At 46.5% G+C, this 16,954-nt stretch carries 13 protein-coding genes; 3 read left to right on the plus strand and 10 right to left on the minus strand.

The genetic code is table 11. The features are described from left to right. Positions 1 to 2: 2 nt before the first annotated feature. From VC159_RS08170 to rpsB, 5 genes are all read right to left on the minus strand, one after another. Entirely contained in the window at positions 3 to 776 is a 774-nt protein-coding gene (locus tag VC159_RS08170) for an isoprenyl transferase (protein ID WP_215359539.1), read from the minus strand. Between the two features lie 25 nt (positions 777 to 801). Beyond that, the gene (frr, locus tag VC159_RS08175) at positions 802 to 1,362 is read right to left on the minus strand and encodes a ribosome recycling factor (RefSeq protein ID WP_215359537.1); all 561 of its coding nucleotides are present in this window, start codon (positions 1,360 to 1,362) and stop codon (positions 802 to 804) included. A 24-nt stretch (positions 1,363 to 1,386) separates the two neighbouring features. After that, positions 1,387 to 2,097, minus strand: coding sequence for a UMP kinase (gene pyrH, locus VC159_RS08180; protein WP_215359535.1), 711 nt, complete (start codon positions 2,095 to 2,097; stop codon positions 1,387 to 1,389). Positions 2,098 to 2,282: 185 nt separating this feature from the next. Then, on the minus strand, positions 2,283 to 3,167 hold the full coding sequence (tsf, locus tag VC159_RS08185; RefSeq protein WP_323473284.1) for a translation elongation factor Ts: 885 nt from the start codon (positions 3,165 to 3,167) through the stop codon (positions 2,283 to 2,285). After that, positions 3,167 to 3,916 (minus strand): 30S ribosomal protein S2, encoded by a 750-nt coding sequence (gene rpsB, locus VC159_RS08190; protein ID WP_215359531.1) that lies wholly within the window; start codon positions 3,914 to 3,916, stop codon positions 3,167 to 3,169. Before rpsB ends, tsf begins: the two co-directional genes overlap by 1 nt. 205 nt (positions 3,917 to 4,121) lie before the next feature. Here rpsB and map point away from each other — a divergent pair, with 205 nt between their 5' ends. Next, positions 4,122 to 5,021, plus strand: a complete 900-nt coding sequence (map, locus tag VC159_RS08195) for a type I methionyl aminopeptidase (protein WP_323473576.1) — start codon at positions 4,122 to 4,124, stop codon at positions 5,019 to 5,021. A gap of 4 nt (positions 5,022 to 5,025) precedes the next feature. Continuing rightward, positions 5,026 to 7,623 (plus strand): [protein-PII] uridylyltransferase, encoded by a 2,598-nt coding sequence (locus VC159_RS08200; RefSeq protein ID WP_323473285.1) that lies wholly within the window; start codon positions 5,026 to 5,028, stop codon positions 7,621 to 7,623. On the opposite strand, the gene VC159_RS08205 is transcribed toward VC159_RS08200, so the two are convergent. Genes VC159_RS08205 through smc form a run of 5 tightly spaced genes read right to left on the minus strand, consistent with a single transcriptional unit; the run spans position 7,620 to position 15,946 of the window. After that, positions 7,620 to 8,117 (minus strand): NUDIX hydrolase, encoded by a 498-nt coding sequence (locus VC159_RS08205; RefSeq protein WP_323473286.1) that lies wholly within the window; start codon positions 8,115 to 8,117, stop codon positions 7,620 to 7,622. The two genes, VC159_RS08200 and VC159_RS08205, sit on opposite strands and share 4 nt — an antisense overlap. Before the next feature lie 6 nt (positions 8,118 to 8,123). Next, the gene (locus VC159_RS08210) at positions 8,124 to 9,308 is read right to left on the minus strand and encodes a hypothetical protein (protein ID WP_323473287.1); all 1,185 of its coding nucleotides are present in this window, start codon (positions 9,306 to 9,308) and stop codon (positions 8,124 to 8,126) included. 20 nt (positions 9,309 to 9,328) lie between these two features. Then, on the minus strand, positions 9,329 to 11,344 hold the full coding sequence (gene ligA / locus VC159_RS08215) for an NAD-dependent DNA ligase LigA (RefSeq protein WP_323473288.1): 2,016 nt from the start codon (positions 11,342 to 11,344) through the stop codon (positions 9,329 to 9,331). A 9-nt stretch (positions 11,345 to 11,353) separates the two neighbouring features. Next, entirely contained in the window at positions 11,354 to 12,424 is a 1,071-nt protein-coding gene (locus tag VC159_RS08220) for a cell division protein ZipA C-terminal FtsZ-binding domain-containing protein (RefSeq protein WP_323473289.1), read from the minus strand. Then, positions 12,425 to 15,946, minus strand: coding sequence for a chromosome segregation protein SMC (gene smc / locus VC159_RS08225; protein WP_323473290.1), 3,522 nt, complete (start codon positions 15,944 to 15,946; stop codon positions 12,425 to 12,427). It abuts the gene before it with no gap. Between the two features lie 174 nt (positions 15,947 to 16,120). Between smc and dapD the strand changes: the two genes are divergently transcribed. Further along, positions 16,121 to 16,948, plus strand: coding sequence for a 2,3,4,5-tetrahydropyridine-2,6-dicarboxylate N-succinyltransferase (gene dapD / locus VC159_RS08230; RefSeq protein ID WP_216189393.1), 828 nt, complete (start codon positions 16,121 to 16,123; stop codon positions 16,946 to 16,948). Positions 16,949 to 16,954: the final 6 nt, after the last annotated feature.

A 16,954-nucleotide genomic window follows, 5' to 3' on the forward strand; every position in this document is an offset into this window, starting at 1 on the left:
CGTCAAACTGCATCACTCATTGCTTGAGATGCAAGCTGAGCACTGGTACGACCAAAACGGCGCTCACGCTGGCTAAACCAGTCAAATGCCTTGTGCAATTCTTTCTCATCAAAGTCAGGCCACAAAACATCCGTGAAGTACAACTCAGTGTATGCCAGTTGCCATAACAAGAAATTACTTACGCGCTGCTCGCCACCAGTGCGGATAAACAAATCTGGCTCTGGTGCGTAAGCCATTGAAAGATGAGGCTGAAGCAATTCTTCAGTAACCTGCTCTGGCTTCAAATTAGGATTAGCGGAAAGACATTGGCGCATTGCCTGCAAGATATCCCAGCGACCACCATAGTTAGCGGCAATCGTAAAAGTTAATCCTTTGCACCCAGCAGTTTTTTGCTCAGAGAATTGCACCATCTCCTGGATGGCAGAATCAAAACGGCTCAAGTCGCCAATTAAACGCAAAGCAATATCGTTTTCTGCCAGACGAGAAACTTCACCCTTGAGTGACTTCAGAAATAACTTCATCAAGAAGCCTACTTCTTCTGGTGGGCGACGCCAGTTCTCTGAGCTAAAGGCAAATACAGTGAGATATTCAACACCAAGCTTGCGGCACTCTTCAACGATTTTTCGCACAGCACTCAAACCCTCTGAGTGCCCAGCAACACGAGGCATCATGCGCTTACTAGCCCAACGCCCATTGCCATCCATGATGATTGCCACATGGCGAGGTATAGCACTTACCTCGGGGATGGCTAGGGTTGAACTAGAGTGTTGAGTCATGAGAGGCTAAAAATTCAAGGCGGTTTTAAACCGTCATGATCTCTTTTTCTTTTTCAGAAACGATCTTATCAACATCAATCACTGCTTTATCCGTCATCTTCTGAATGTCATCAGTAGCGCGGCGCTCTTCATCCTCGGAAATTTCTTTATCTTTAGTAAGGCGCTTTAAATGCTCATTTGCGTCGCGACGCAAATTACGAACAGCAATCTTAGTTTCTTCACCTTCATTCTTCACAACCTTAGTGAGGTCGCGGCGGCGCTCTTCAGTCAAGGCAGGCATTGGTACGCGGATTACAGTGCCTTGAGATGCTGGGTTTAAGCCAAGATCAGAATCACGAATTGCTTTTTCAATCACCGCAACCATCGTTTTTTCAAATGGTTGAACGTTAATGGTGCGTGCATCCGCTAAGCCTAGGCTAGCAACCTGACTTAATGGCGTTGGGTTACCGTAATAATCCACCTGAATGTGCTCCAGAATTCCTGGGTTAGCACGGCCAGAGCGAATCTTGGCTAAATTGGTTTTCAAAGCCTCAATAGACTTTTGCATCTTTTGATCAGTATTGGTTTTAATTTCTGCTGCAGACATCAGGCCTCCTATTAAACATGTACCTTAAACGTGTACTAAAGTACCTTCAGGTTCACCTTGCACTACACGCATTAATGCGCCTGGCTTGAGAATTGAAAATACTTTGATTGGTAATTTGCGATCACGGCACAATGCAAATGCAGTTGCATCCATGACTTGTAGATTCTTGATTAACGCTTCGTCAAACGTAATGGTTTTATATAAAGTGGCAGTTGGATCTTTTACTGGATCAGCACTATAAATACCATCCACCTTGGTTGCTTTGAGCATAATCTCAACACCCATCTCAGCCCCACGCAGAGCGGCAGCAGTATCAGTAGTGAAGAATGGATTGCCCGTACCCGCTGCGAAAATAACGACCTTCCCCTCACCCATCGCGCGAATTGCACGTGGACGAATGTAAGGCTCAACCACTTGATCCATGCGAAGAGCAGATTGCACGCGCGCTTCAACACCTTTTTGACGCAACGCATCTTGCAATGCTAAAGAATTCATCATGGTTGCCAACATACCCATGTAATCGGCAGTTGCGCGATCCATACCAGCGGCACCACCTGCAACCCCACGGAAAATATTTCCGCCACCAATCACAATCGCTAGCTCTACTCCGATATTCACAATATCGGCGATTTCTTTAACCATGGAATCGATAGTGACTGGATTGATGCCAAAAGCATCATCGCCCATAAGGGCTTCACCAGATAGTTTTAGGAGGACTCGTTTGTAGGCTGGCATGTTTTTTATTTTCCGTAATTTGCCAAGTAATTAACTTACTTAGCTTATTGATCTTTAAGCACTTTTTAATATCTCCGCCAAATTATAAAGGGCTTGGGAGGGATCAAAGAAAAGGGCACAGAAACTAAGGTTTCTATGCCCTTTTGGGTATTACCAAGCAGTGGGGCAAGCCCCAAACTGACCTATTAAGCTGTTGCTTTAGAGGCGGCGGCCACTTGTGCAGCTACTTCAGCTGCAAAGTCGTCTTGACGCTTCTCAATGCCCTCGCCTACAACAAACATGGTGAAACCCTTGATTGTTGTATTTGCAGCCTTGAGCATTTGCTCTACAGTTTGCTTGTCGTTTTTAACGAAAGTCTGGTTCAACAAAGAAACCTCTTTGAGGTACTTCTGAATAGAACCTTCAACCATCTTTTCAACGATTTCTGGTGGTTTACCAGATTCAGCAGCTTTTTGAACAGCAACACTACGCTCTACAGCAATTGCTTCTGCAGGAACGTCAGCCATCGACAAAGCTACTGGCTTCATTGCAGCAATGTGCATTGCAACGTCTTTAGCAGCAGTTTCGTCACCTTCGAACTCAACCATGACACCAATACGGGTGCCGTGGAGGTAGGAAACCAACTTGTTGCTACCAGCGAAACGCTTGAAGCGACGCGGCATGATGTTCTCGCCGATCTTACCGATCAATGCGCTACGAACTTCATCAACAGTTTGACCATTCAATGGCAATGCTAACAATGCAGCAACGTCAGCTGGGTTCTTTTCAGCAACCAACTTCACGCAGTCATTTACAAATGCCAAGAAATCATCATTCTTAGAAACGAAGTCAGTTTCGCAGTTCACTTCCAACAAAGCACCGGTAGTGCCATTGATAGAAGTAGCAACGATACCTTCAGCCGTTACACGAGAGGCGGCTTTACCAGCTTTGCTACCCAGCTTTACACGCAGAATTTCTTCTGCACGAGCCATATCACCATCAGCCTCAGTCAAAGCTTTTTTGCACTCCATCATCGGAGCATCAGTTTTGGCGCGTAACTCGCCAACCATTGCAGCGGTAATAGCGGCCATTATTCAGCTTTCCCTTCTTCAACAAACTCTTCTTCGCCTTCTTTAACTGCTGTCAAGATTTCTTGAACAGAGTTAGCTTTGCCTTCGAGGATTGCGTCAGCAATGCCACGCGCATAAAGGAGAACCGCTTTGCTGGAGTCATCGTTACCAGGGATGATGTAATCAACACCTTCTGGTGAGTGGTTGGTATCTACAACAGCGATCACTGGAATACCAAGCTTGTTGGCTTCAGTAATAGCAATCTTGTGATAGCCAACGTCAACTACGAAAATCGCATCAGGAACACCGTTCAAATCTTGAATACCGCCAAGTGCTTTTTGCAATTTGTCGAGATCACGGTCGTTAGTCAAAGCCTCTTTCTTTGAAAGCTTTTCCCAGTCGCCAGCTTCTTTAGCAACTGCCATGTCTTTCAAACGCTTGAGGGAACCTTTAACAGTTTTGAAGTTGGTGAGTGTGCCACCCAACCAACGGCTGTCGATATAAGGCATACCAGCACGAGCAGCTTCTTCAGCAATGATCTCGCGTGATTGACGCTTAGTACCAACAAATAAAATAGTGCCACGATTAGAAGCAACTTGTTTTGCAAATTTCAGGGCGTCCTGAAACATTGGCAATGTTTTTTCCAGGTTGATGATGTGGATTTTGTTGCGATGGCCGAAAATGTAAGGGGCCATTCTTGGGGACCAGAAACGGGTTTGGTGACCAAAATGGCAACCGGCTTCCAGCATTTGACGCATAGTTACTGACATAACTTCTCCTAAGGGTTGTTTCTAAAGTTGAGTCCTAGCTGCGCTAAAAAACGCCACCCTGGAAGGCTCAACTCGCGATTTCAAGTCCAAAATGGACCCGAGTGCAAAATTATAGCTTAAATATCAATGCTCTAGCCACCTTCACCCCCAAACAATAAAGGGGGTCAACCCTCAAAATAGCCACTAGAAGCCCCAAAAATGGGATATTTGCCTAAATTTTAGGCAATTCAAGCAAACCAAAACTGCCCAAGTCGTTGATAATCAAGGCATGAATAGTGTATTTACCGCAGAAAAAGACATCCACGGGATGCGTGAAGCCGGCCGCTTAGCCAGCGAAGTGATCGATCATGTGGCTCCCCACGTTAAAGCCGGAGTCACTACGGGTGAATTGGATCGGATTTGCTATGAATATATGCGCGATGTCCAAAAGACCATTCCTGCCCCGTTGAACTATCAACCTCCTGGCTACCCTCCTTTTCCAGCATCAATCTGTACCTCAGTGAATGATGTGATTTGTCACGGCATTCCAGGCGACAAAATTCTCAAGACAGGTGATGTAGTGAATTTGGATATCACCGTCATCACTCCCGATGGTTACTACGGCGATACCAGTCGTATGTTCATGGTGGGTGAAGTTTCCGTCATGGCAAAACGTCTCACACAAATTACCTTTGAATGCATGTGGCTTGGCATTGCCCAAGTTAAACCAGGTGCATCACTAGGTGACATTGGTCACGTGATTCAGACGCATGCTGAAAAAGCAGGTTACTCAGTTGTACGCGAATATTGCGGACATGGTATTGGCAAAGTGTTTCACCAAGATCCACAAATTCTTCACTATGGAAAACCTGGCACCGGTGAAAAACTAGAAGCGGGTATGACATTCACAATCGAGCCGATGATTAACGCTGGCAAGCGCGATATTCGCACCATGCCCGATCAATGGACTGTGAAGACAAAGGATCGCAGCCTCTCAGCCCAGTGGGAACACACGCTTTTAGTTACACAAACTGGTGTTGAAGTACTGACTTGGTCAGAGGGAAGTAATCCTCCTCCGGATTGCGTTAAAGGCCTTTCATTTAGACCTTCAGTAGCAAGCGCTTAAATCCATGAGCAATACGCAGGCAGCCAGCAAAATTATTGATGCAGCTAGCCTACGTGCTGCTCGCGAGATCGCTTACGCTGAGTTTCGTAATACACAAGCAGTTGGTAAGTTAACTAAGCAACTTTCCAAGCTGAGTGACCAGCTTCTCAGTCACCTATGGAATAGTTGTGGCCTAAATAACGAAGCTACTTTAGTAGCAGTTGGCGGTTTTGGTAGAGGCGCTTTATTTCCCTACTCCGATATTGATATTCTGATTCTGCTGCCAGCAGAAGAAGAAAAAGCCAGAGCCTTATCCAAACAAGTTGAGCAATTTGTTGCAAGCTGCTGGGATACTGGATTAGAAATCGGCTCCTCAGTAAGAACTGTTGCGGAGTGCATGTCTGAGTCTGAGCAAGATATTACCGTACGCACCTCTCTTTTAGAGGCACGATTCCTCTGCGGCAAGAAGGCATTATTTAAAGACTTTGCCAATGCTTTTGAATCTGCGATGGATCCAAAAGCCTTCTTCCAAGCAAAACAAGCTGAACAGATTCAGCGTCACTACAAATATCAGAACACCCCCTACTCTCTAGAGCCCAATTGCAAAGAGAGCCCTGGCGGATTGCGTGATTTACAGGTGATTTCTTGGGTTAGTAAGGCGGCGCTATTGGGCGACACCTTTAAAGATCTTAATCAAGCAGGTCTAGTTACTCAACGTGAGCTCACTGAACTTAACCGCAATCAACGTTTCCTAGAAACTCTACGTGCTAACTTACATTTGTTGGCGGGGCGCAGGCAAGATGTTCTGGCCTTTGACTTGCAAGCGGCATTGGCAGCGTCGATGGGCATTACAGAAGAGTCCTCACGTCAAGCCAGCGAAGCAATCATGCGTCGCTACTACTGGGCAGCTAAAGCGGTTACACAGTTGAATGACGTTCTCTTGCAAAACATTGAGGCCCTCCTCTTTCCACAAGAGTCCAAAACTATCCTCGCCATTCCAGGTGAAGGAAACGAGCATTTCATTGAGCGCCAAGGTGTATTGGACATTACCGACCCACAGCTCTTTCAGAAACATCCAGAACAGATTCTGAGAACCTTCTTAGTATTTGCTCAAACATCGAATGTCAAAAGTCTATCGGCAACCATCTTTAGAGCACTGTATAACGCCAGGACCAAGATGGATGGTAAGTGGCGTTCTGACCCAGTTAATAGGGCGCTCTTTATTGAGATATTGAAGCAACCTGAAGGCGTGAGTCGCGCCTTCCATCTCATGAATCGCAGTAGCGTATTGGGTCGTTATCTTCCTGCCTTCAGAAGAATTGTCGGACAGATGCAGCATGACTTGTTTCACGTATACACGGTTGATCAACACATCCTCATGGTGCTTCGTAATGTACGCCGTTTCATGGTCGTTGAGCATACCCATGAATTCCCCTTCTGCAGTAGCCTCATTGCCCACTTCGAGAAACCTTGGTTACTCGTCATTGCAGCGCTCTTCCATGACATTGCTAAAGGACGTGGCGGCGATCATTCACAACTTGGCAGAGCAGACATGCGTAAGTTTGCTAAAGAGCATGGTCTGGACAAGAAAGATACCGAGTTATTGGTATGGCTGGTGGCTGAACATCTGAATATGAGCCAAACAGCTCAGAAACAAGACATCACTGACCCTGATGTAGTGAAAGCATTTGCCAAAAAAGTAGGTGACGAGCGCCACCTCACTGCGCTTTACCTATTAACAGTAGCTGATGTGCGTGGTACCAGCCCTAAAGTTTGGAATGCCTGGAAAGGCAAGCTCTTAGAAGATTTGTATCGTGCAACACTTCGAGTATTGGGTGGCGCAAAACCAGATGCCTCTTCGGAGTTGGCGCAGCATCAAGAAGAGTCTAGAGCTAAATTACGCCTCTACGGCATTAATGATGATGCTTACGAAGACTTGTGGAAGCAATTAGATGTTGCTTTCTTCTTAAGGCAAGATTCTTCCGATATTGCCTGGCTCACCCGCCATCTATTTAACAAGGTAAATAGTGAACAGCCGATTGTGAGAGCAAGACTCTCTCCGATTGGCGAAGGCCTTCAAGTAGCCGTCTACGTAAAAGACCAAGAAGATCTGTTTGCCAGAATCTGTGCTTACTTTGAAAGACATGGTTTCTCGATTTGGGATGCTCGCATTCATACAACCCGTCATGGCTACGCTCTAGATACCTTCCAGATTTCTGGCAGTAACTTGGTAGACGAAGGTGGCAGCTATCGCGACATCATTCAATTGGTGGAGTTTGAACTCACAGCCGCACTCACAAATAGTGAGCCGCTGCCCAACCCAAGTATGGGTCGCCTCTCAAGACAATCCCGTACATTCCCAATTCAGCCACGAGTGCACATGGTTCCAGACGATCGTGGCCGCTATTACACACTGGCACTCTCTGCAAGTGACCGTACCGGCCTTCTCTATACGATCTCCAGAGTATTAGCGAAACATCAGGTATCGATTCATACGGCACGCATCAATACTCTTGGTGAGCGAGTGGAAGACGTACTACTTCTTGATGCTGCTAACTTGGGTAAGAATCCAAAGTTACAAATACAGCTTGAGACGGAATTACTTGAGGCTTTGGGGGCTTAAACTAACTTAGCTAAAGCGCGTTGAATGCGGATGCTTTCAATATCGCTAAAAGTAACCCACTTGCATTCAATGTCTTCCGTAGATTGCTCTTGTCGCAACACTCGTAATCGATAAAGTAAATCAATGTGCAAATGAGCGCCCTCACCCTTTTTGAGGTTTTCAGGGATCTCGTGAATATCAATATCAATTGGGTCTTGATTGTCAGTGTCTAACTCACAAACATAACCGGTTTCTTCGTAAACCTCCCTAATTGCAGCGTCAATTGGAGAATCGCCTTCTTCAATATGTCCACCCGGTTGAAACCAACGCTTAATATACGGATGAAAAATTAGCAGGACTTGGCCATCCTTAATCACCAAACCGCTTGCGGTAATGTGACCCTGACTTGTTCTACGAGAAAATGGATCTGAAGATTCCAGTATTTGGTTGCATTGCCATTGATGCTTAGTATTAAGCACCTCAATAGCAATAGAATCGAAAATACCTTGAGACATTGACATCTATTGTGTTGGGACAATCGCTCTATAAAGGTTAGCGGCGCCGTTCCCGTTATCTCCATAACCCACATAACCGGAGACGCCATCATATAAATAATTAAACCCTTGCAAGAAATTTCTTCCGGTATTAATAAAGACAATGCCAGAAGGATCTTCAGAAATTATGACTGTTCCAGGCGTCATTGGATTTGATCCAGGATTTGATGGGCTGGTAACTACAAATTTGTAATAGGCAGGCTGCGGTTGTGATTGAATTGGAAATAAAACTTCCACTGAAACGCCTAGCGGCATATTCCCAGATGGATAACCGTTGGCAGCAACTGGTGATATCAACATCTCCCCAACACCAGTATCCACTAATGAAACACCTTGCTTAACGACCCCATTAACCCCAACAGCCGCAGGCGCACTTTGCCACAGAGGAATTAAAGAGCCTGCAGTAGCTGGATTTTGCTCTAACTTAACAAATGCAAAATTTTTAGTTAACTCACTAGACATGCCCAGATAAACACCCTGATTGGTTAGTAGCCATCCCCTTCTAACGGTGCTTAAAGGAACATTTTTTGCGTAAGTTAAGTTAGTAAAAGGGTTGTTGGTAGCCGCAGACACAACGCTTGCAGGCCAAGTAAATCCAGTTCCAGAATTAAATCCAATTCCCATAAAATGAATTCCTGTTGGAGAATGCTTTGGTGTGCAATCTCTTGCATGATCAAGGCATGTCTGCTCAGAAACTATAAGGACATCAACCGAAGATTCGGCCACAATTTCCGTCGAGCTAGACATCAAGGAAACCTTAGTGCGCCAGACTTCACCGCTCCAGACAATGCCGCTGCTGCTGTATGTAACGCTACCAAGACCTTGAAGGGTATCCCCCGTGCCCCGAATGAAATACTCTGGAGATACAACAGTACCAGTTGATCCAGTGTCCATCCCAAAAGCCACAGCACTTGGATGATCACCTATCTTGGCATATATGGTTGGAACTGATGCGGTAGTAATTTGGCCGTTAGCATAAGGAAGGTATATGGTGTTTAGTCCATCATATAAACCGTTCCAGGGTGTAAGGGTCTGAGGATTTGAGCTATTACTACTGCCCCCACTACCCCCGTTACCACTACCTCCACCGCAGGACATCAAGGACATCCCAAGGGCAATCACTGAGATCAATGTGAGTAAACGTTTTTTCATAAGGGGTGGGTAGAGAATTTTTACTTCAACAACCCCAACATTGAAGCCTCATCTATAACCGGCACACCTAACTCTTCAGCTTTCGTGAGCTTGCTACCGGCATCGGTGCCAGCAACCACATAGTCAGTTTTCTTAGAGACTGATCCAGCTACTTTTGCACCAGCTTTCTCCAGGAGATCTTTTGCTTCGTCTCTTGTCATCGTCGGGAATGTACCCGTCAGAACAAAAGTTTTGCCTGCAACAGCTGCACTAATGACTTTTTCTTCTACGGCAAGTTGCATGCCTGAGGCCAAGAGTTGCTCAATGACTTCGCGGTTATGCGCCTCTTGCATGAAGCTAGTTATGGAGTCGGCCACTACGGGACCAACATCTTTTACTGTCAGCAGATCCTCCATGCCGGCATCCATTAATGCATGCATCGACTGATAGTGATTCGCCAAATCTTTTGCGGTGGTCTCGCCCACATGACGAATACCTAAAGCAAAGATAAATCTAGCTAAGGTGGTGTTTCTCGATTGGTTAATTGCTTGAATGAGGTTATCCGCAGACTTCTCACCCATGCGCTCAAGATTGGCTAGCGCTGTGAAACCCAGCCTGTATAGATCTGCGGGAGTTCTAACGAGGTTGTGATCTACGAGTTGATCCACAATTTTCTCGCCTAGACCTTCAATATCGAGTGCCCTTCTATGAGCAAAATGAATTAATGCCTGCTTACGCTGTGCGCCGCAGAAAAGTCCTCCGCTACAACGTGCCACTGCTTCATCTGCCAAGCGCTCGATATGTGAATCGCATACAGGGCAGCGGGTTGGCATTTGAAACTCTTGGGCATTAGCGGGGCGACGATCCTTGATGACTGAAACTACTTCTGGAATCACATCACCTGCTCTACGTACTGAAACGGTATCACCAATACGTACGTCTTTACGTTTAACTTCATCTTCATTATGCAAAGTAGCGTTAGTAACTGTGACGCCACCAACCTCTACCGAAGCTAGCCGCGCTACTGGTGTAATCGCACCTGTGCGCCCTACTTGCACATCAATGCCCAATACTGTTGTAAGCGCTTCCTGTGCTGGATACTTGTGTGCCAGAGCAAATCTAGGTGCTCTTGAAACAAAACCTAACTTAGCTTGTTCAGCAAATGAGTTCACTTTATAAACAACGCCATCAATGTCATACGGCAGTGAATCCCGCTTAGCGCCAATCTCGTTATAGAAATCCAGAATCTCTTCGACAGAATGCAGTACCTTACGCTCCGAGCAAACTGGCAAGCCTAAGTCTGCATATGCGTTGAGCAATTCTTCATGGGTTTTTGGCAACCAAGACTGCGGCTCTAGGGCGCCCAAGCCATAAGCAAAGAAAGACAGTGGTCTTTTTGCGGTGATCTTCGAATCCAGTTGACGAAGGCTGCCTGCTGCGGCATTACGTGGGTTGGCAAATTCTTTTTCACCCAGCTCTGCAGCCTGTCGATTCATCTTCTCGAAGTCTTTGAGGTACATAAACACCTCACCACGAACCTCTAAGACTTGTGGAATGTTTTTACCTGTGAGCTTGAGCGGAATAGCGCGAATGGTTTTGATATTAGCAGTGACATCTTCACCGCTTGCACCATCACCACGTGTTGCTGCCGTTACCAGTGATCCGTTTTCATAACGAAGGGAGATTGCTAGGCCATCAAACTTGAGCTCGCCAGCATAAGTCACATGATCTGTATTGAGCGCTTCACGGCAACGACGATCAAAAGCAATGAGTTCAGCATCTTCAAAGGCATTATTTAAAGAGAGCATGGGCACCGCATGGGTAACGGAATCAAACTCTTTTAGCGCTGTCCCACCTACGCGTTGGGATAAAGATTCTGGAGTGATCCACTCGGGATGAGCAGCCTCAATATCGAGCAATTCTCGATAGAGGCGATCATATTCAATATCGGGTAGCAGCGGATTATCAAGAACGTAATAAGCATGCTCTAAGCGAGCAAGCTCTGCCTGCAAGAATGCGTAACGCTCCGCTAAATTTGTCGGACCAGTAGACGACAAAGTGATTTCCTAGCTAAATAGTCTGCTAGCTGTAGAAGATCCGGCAGGAATACCAGATTTCTCAAGATTGGCATAGAGAATATCGAGGTGCTGACGAATGCTGATGACTGCAGCTTCACTTAAATTAATGCCATTGTCATCAACCAAGCGACCATGAGCTGCTTGCGCAATCTCAACTCCCTCAGCCAGCATTCTTTCAAATGCACGCTCTTCTTGCGGGACCAAAGGAACTTCTAGCAATAGAGTGACTTGAGTAACAGACTTATTAGGATCCAAGTCGCTGCTATTGAACAGCACCAGACCCTTGCTTTGATATTCGTACTGACGACCATTGCGAGCCAGCTTGAAACCACGTTGACGCATCAGCGCATCGAAGTTGCCCCAAGGGCATGGCTCATCAAAAAGCACATTAATACTCAACTGAATATCACTCTCTGCTGCCATTACATCTAATTCTTTAGCGCTATCGAGCATGGTGCTCACACTAGGCATATCGATTTGTGAGCCCAAGGTCTCAGCAAGCGCCTGAGCGCGGGAGCAAAAATCAGATAGCTCTAAAACGCCAATTGGGCCCTTACGGCTTGCCAACTGGATCGCGAGTTGTAATTCTGAATAAGAACCTTCAGCCTTAATTTCTTCCCAGTCTTCGGCTGCGTCAATATCAGCATTCAAACCTTCGCACATCCAGCGCGCAGTCGATTGAGCTTCTAGATCAGTCCAAGCATGAATTTCTTCCAGAATCTCTGCGCCACTGATAGCCTCATCAAAGCGTAGCGTAATGACGCAATCAATACGAGGATCAATAGCAAACTTTTCTGGGGCGGAGATTGTTGTGATCGTCTCACCGAAACTAGGTTCAGCGCGCCCGGCATCACCATCAGCAAATCCATGGCCAAAGCTAGGCTCACGTGCAAAACGATCATCCAAAGAATACTCACTCAGCTCTTTCGCTTTACGACGTGCGCGCGAGTATTTGATATTGATGACGGCCACCGATATCAAGATCAGCAGCCCAATAACCGCCAATGCCAATTGCAAATCAGACAAACCCAACATCGTCATGATTTGTTCTACATACATTTAGGCAGCCTCTACCATTGAAACAGCAGAAGAAATGTCCACCGCAACAATGCGGGAAACGCCCTGCTCTTGCATCGTGACCCCAATTAATTGATTGGCGATTTCCATGGTGATCTTGTTGTGTGAGATAAACAAAAACTGTGTCTTATCAGACATTTTGGCAACTAGATTTGCATAACGCAAGGTATTTGCATCGTCCAAAGGAGCGTCAACCTCATCAAGTAAGCAGAATGGGGCTGGGTTCAAAAGGAAGAGTGAGAACACCAAGGCAATTGCAGTCAATGCCTTTTCACCACCAGAGAGGAGGTAAATAGAGCTGTTCTTCTTGCCAGGAGGCTGAGCCATTACCTGCACTCCAGAATCCAAAATCTCTTCGCCAGTCATTACTAACTCAGCATGACCACCACCGAACAATTCTGGGAAGAGTTTGCCAAAGTGGGTATTGACCTGATCAAAGGTACCTTGCAAGAGATCGCGAGTTTCCGCATCAATCTTAGCAATCGCATCTGTCAAAGTCTGCATTGCTTCGTTCAAGTCAGCTGATTGAGCATCCAAGAACTGCTTACGCTCACGAGAACTTGATAACTCATCTAACGCAGCCATATTGACTGGGCCTAGAGATGCAATCTCGGCACTCAGACGGTTAACTTCAGTTTGCAAAGCGCCAACCTTTAGATCTGCACTGAAGTTTGCCTCGAGTGCCGTGAGATCAGCCTCTGCATCAGATAACAATGTGGCAAATTGCTCAAAGTTCAAACGCGCAGCTTGCTCACGCAATTGCAAGTCAACTACTTTGTCACGCATTGGCTGCAAACTACGCTCAACCTGCATACGTAACTCATCCGCTTCACGCAATTGATGCAATAAAGCATCTTGCTCGGTGCGCGCATTTGCTAAAGCGGCTTCGCGAGCACTGCGAGCTAACAATAAGCCCTGTAATTTATCTTGCGCCTCTTCATCACTCAGAGTCTCCAACTCTTGAGATGCGGAATCATGTTTATCCTGAATCTCCATGATCTGAGTGCGAGCAGTACTTTGATCACGCTGTAAATCAGCAATACGCTGTTGTAGGGAGCGCGTTGCAAAAGCCGCTTCTTGTGCAGCCATCTCAGCCGCGCGGAGTGATTCACGTAAACGATCACGCTCTTCAGTAGATCGCTCTAATTTTTCTTGAGCTACTTGCAAGGCTTCTTGCAAGCCTTGTTTTGACTCTTCAGACTCATTTAACTCTGCAGCCGATTGCTCTTGAGTTTGGGTCATTTGCTCCATCTGCTGACGCAACTCGCTTAACTCACCCTGAATCTGCGCTGCACGTTGACTGTATTGCTCTTCAGCTTGAGTCAATTGCATTCTTTCTACTTCAAAACCATGCGCCTCTTGCACTGCATGTTCAGCATTCTCACGAGCCTGCTCAGCCGCTTGATGCGCTGCCTGGTAGTTCGCTACACACTGATCCAACTCACCTTTGAGTTCGCTTTGCATAAGTTGTTGAGCGCGCAATTGCTTCTCGAGACTTTCCATCTCTTGAGCACGGGCTAACATACCAGCTTGCTCAGAGTCAGCAGCATAAAGCTGTACCCCAACACGACTTACTAAGTGGCCTTGTTGAGTCACAAATGCGCCACCAGCTGGTAATTTTTCACGGCGATGCAAAGCATCTTCAAGGCTGCTAGCAATGTAAATATTGTCTAACCATTCTTGTAATACTGAAGTGAGTCTTGGCGCACCAGCACTTTGCACGCGACTTAGTAACGGCGTGAAATCAGCTGGAGCAGAGGTATGTGCTGGAGTAATTTCTTCAGTAAGCAAAATAGCCAAGCGACTTGGAGGCGCATCATTAGCTAAAGCCAATGTTTCTTGCACGCTCTTTGCCGTAACAGCAGCTAAACGCTCACGTAATACGGATTCCAAAGCAGCTTCCCAGCCACTCTCAACTTTGAGCTCTTGCCAGAGGCGTTTGCTCTCTTTAAGACCCTTACTCTCTAACCAAGGACCAATCTTGCCTTGCGCCTGAACGCTGGCCTGCAGGGCAGTCAACGCAGTGAGCTTGGCTTCGGTCTGTGCCAAATTCTGATTGGCTTCTTGTATTTTTTGCTGGGCAGCATTGCGCGCCTCATCAGCCGCTGGCACGCGTTGTTGAGTCTCGCCTGCGCGCTGCTTAGCCTCTTCAACTTTACGAGCAGCCATAGCCTGACGATCAATCGCCATTTGCAAAGCTTCAGCATCAGGACGACGCAAACCATCCAACTCAATAGTCAGTCGATTCTCGCGCCCTTTTAATTCATCCGATTGTGCTGAGATTGAACGCAGACGCTCACCCAAACTGGCGAGACGTTGTTCAATTGTCGCCAAAGAGTCACGCGCATTATTTAAATCACGTGAAGCATTTTGATAAGTCTCTTCGCGGCTTGGCATTTGCTCTTGCAAGCCATTTAAGTCAGCCAATAAGGTTTGTTCTTTTTCTGCAGCCAAAGATAATTCATGCTCGGTAGTGCGTTGCGCTTGCGCTGCATCCGTTTCTTGCACAGTCCAACGTTGCAATTGCGCTTGCAAGTCTTGGGTTTGCTGTTGTAAACGTTGACGCGCTTCTTGCACATAATGAATCTGCGCCTCAACCTGACTCACATCAGAGTTGGTTTGATACAGATCACCTTGCGCTTGTGAAACCTTGTCCTGCAATGCGTACTGCTGCGTACGCATAGTTTCAAGTTCAGCCTCGGCGTGACGTAGCTTAGCGGTCTGCTCTTCTAAGTTAACTTGTGTATCACGGATACCATTGGCATGACGCTCTTGCTCTTTACCAGCCTCGGTTTGACGTACAAACCACAACAGTTGTTGTTGTGATTTCATTTGGGTAGAAAGCTCGGCATGACGCTCAGCAACAGTCGCTTGTTTTTCTAAGCGGGTTAACTGTTGATCAAGTTCACGCAAGATGTCTTCAACACGCGTTAAATTTTCTACAGTGTCTTCTAAGCGCGATGCAGTTTCTTTGCGACGCTCTTTATATTTAGAAACACCAGCAGCCTCTTCCAAGAACACACGCAACTCTTCTGGCTTTGCTTCCAAGATTCGGTTGATCGTGCCCTGACCAATAATGGCGTAACCTCTTGGACCCATACCGGTGCCCAAGAAAATATCTTGAATATCTTTACGACGAACCACTTGGTTATTCACGTAGTAACTCGAATTTCCATCGCGAGTGAGAACGCGTTTGATACCCAATTCTGTAAATGCACTCCACTGACCTTGAGCACGTCCTTCAGTGTTATCAAAAATGAGTTCAACACTGGCGCGGCCAGATGGTTTACGTAAACCAGAACCATTAAAAATAACGTCTTGCATGGATTCGCCACGCAGTTCGCTAGCGCGAGATTCACCCAAAACCCAGCGGACGGCGTCAATAATGTTCGACTTTCCGCAACCGTTAGGACCCACAACGCCAATTAATTGGCCAGGCATTTCAAAATGGGTTGGGTCTACGAAAGACTTAAAGCCGGAAAGTTTGATGGATTTCAGTTGCACGGCGTACTTTGCAGGGAAAAAAGAGGTTCAAATAAAGGGGTAAAAATTAAAGCTAAAGTGGGAAGATGATAGCAAGCTTAACGGTCCTTAGACGCGTTTTTGCCCCATCTATATAATGATAAATCTACCCTCAGGGACAAAATCCCTTAACAATCTGATAGTTAACTAAAAAGCATGAGCCAATCACCACAAAACATCATTGAACAAGCCTGGGAAAACCGCGCAAACCTGTCTCCAGATAGCGCCCCTGGCGATGTCCGTAATGCCGTGAATGCGGTCTTAGAAGGCCTTAATGCCGGCACGATTCGCGTGGCTGAGCGCCGCGATGTCGGTAAGTGGGAGGTAAATCAATGGGTTAAGAAGGCTGTTTTGCTCTCTTTCCGCCTGGAAGACAATAAACCTATGAGCGCTGGGGGCTATACCCAGTTCTACGACAAGGTTCCTAGCAAGTTCGAAAACTACACTGCAGCTGACTTTGCTGCCGGTGGATTCCGCGTTGTACCCCCTGCAGTAGCCCGCCGTGGGTCATTTATTGGCAAAAACGCTGTTTTAATGCCTTCATACGTCAATATTGGCGCTTATGTAGGCGAAGGCTCCATGGTAGATACCTGGGCAACAGTAGGTTCTTGTGCTCAGATCGGCAAAAACGTTCACCTTTCTGGCGGCGTTGGCATTGGCGGTGTATTGGAGCCAATCCAAGCTGGTCCGGTCATTATTGAAGATAACTGCTTCATCGGCGCCCGCTCTGAGGTGGTTGAAGGTGTTGTCATCGAAGAAAACGCTGTTTTGTCCATGGGCGTCTACATTGGCCAAAGCACCAAGATTTACGATCGCGAAACTGGTGAGGTTCACTATGGTCGCGTTCCAGCTGGATCAGTTGTTGTTCCAGGCTCACTTCCTTCTGCTTGTGGCAAGTACAGCCTTTATGCAGCAATCATTGTGAAGAAGGTTGATGCTCAAACTAGAGCTAAGACAGCGATTAACGAATTACTCCGCGACTAAGTTAAA

It is taken from the genome of Polynucleobacter sp. JS-JIR-II-c23 (genome assembly GCF_035011225.1).
In the GTDB taxonomy this organism is placed as follows: Bacteria; Pseudomonadota; Gammaproteobacteria; order Burkholderiales; family Burkholderiaceae; genus Polynucleobacter.

Coding starts and splice junctions, on each gene's coding strand:
- VC159_RS08170 (WP_215359539.1), bottom strand. CDS start 776: ATGACTCAACACTCTAGTTCAACCCTAGCCATCCCCGAGGTAAGTGCT.
- frr (WP_215359537.1), bottom strand. CDS start 1,362: ATGTCTGCAGCAGAAATTAAAACCAATACTGATCAAAAGATGCAAAAG.
- pyrH (WP_215359535.1), bottom strand. CDS start 2,097: ATGCCAGCCTACAAACGAGTCCTCCTAAAACTATCTGGTGAAGCCCTT.
- tsf (WP_323473284.1), bottom strand. CDS start 3,167: ATGGCCGCTATTACCGCTGCAATGGTTGGCGAGTTACGCGCCAAAACT.
- rpsB (WP_215359531.1), bottom strand. CDS start 3,916: ATGTCAGTAACTATGCGTCAAATGCTGGAAGCCGGTTGCCATTTTGGT.
- VC159_RS08200 (WP_323473285.1), top strand. CDS start 5,026: ATGAGCAATACGCAGGCAGCCAGCAAAATTATTGATGCAGCTAGCCTA.
- VC159_RS08205 (WP_323473286.1), bottom strand. CDS start 8,117: ATGTCTCAAGGTATTTTCGATTCTATTGCTATTGAGGTGCTTAATACT.
- VC159_RS08210 (WP_323473287.1), bottom strand. CDS start 9,308: ATGAAAAAACGTTTACTCACATTGATCTCAGTGATTGCCCTTGGGATG.
- VC159_RS08220 (WP_323473289.1), bottom strand. CDS start 12,424: ATGTATGTAGAACAAATCATGACGATGTTGGGTTTGTCTGATTTGCAA.
- dapD (WP_216189393.1), top strand. CDS start 16,121: ATGAGCCAATCACCACAAAACATCATTGAACAAGCCTGGGAAAACCGC.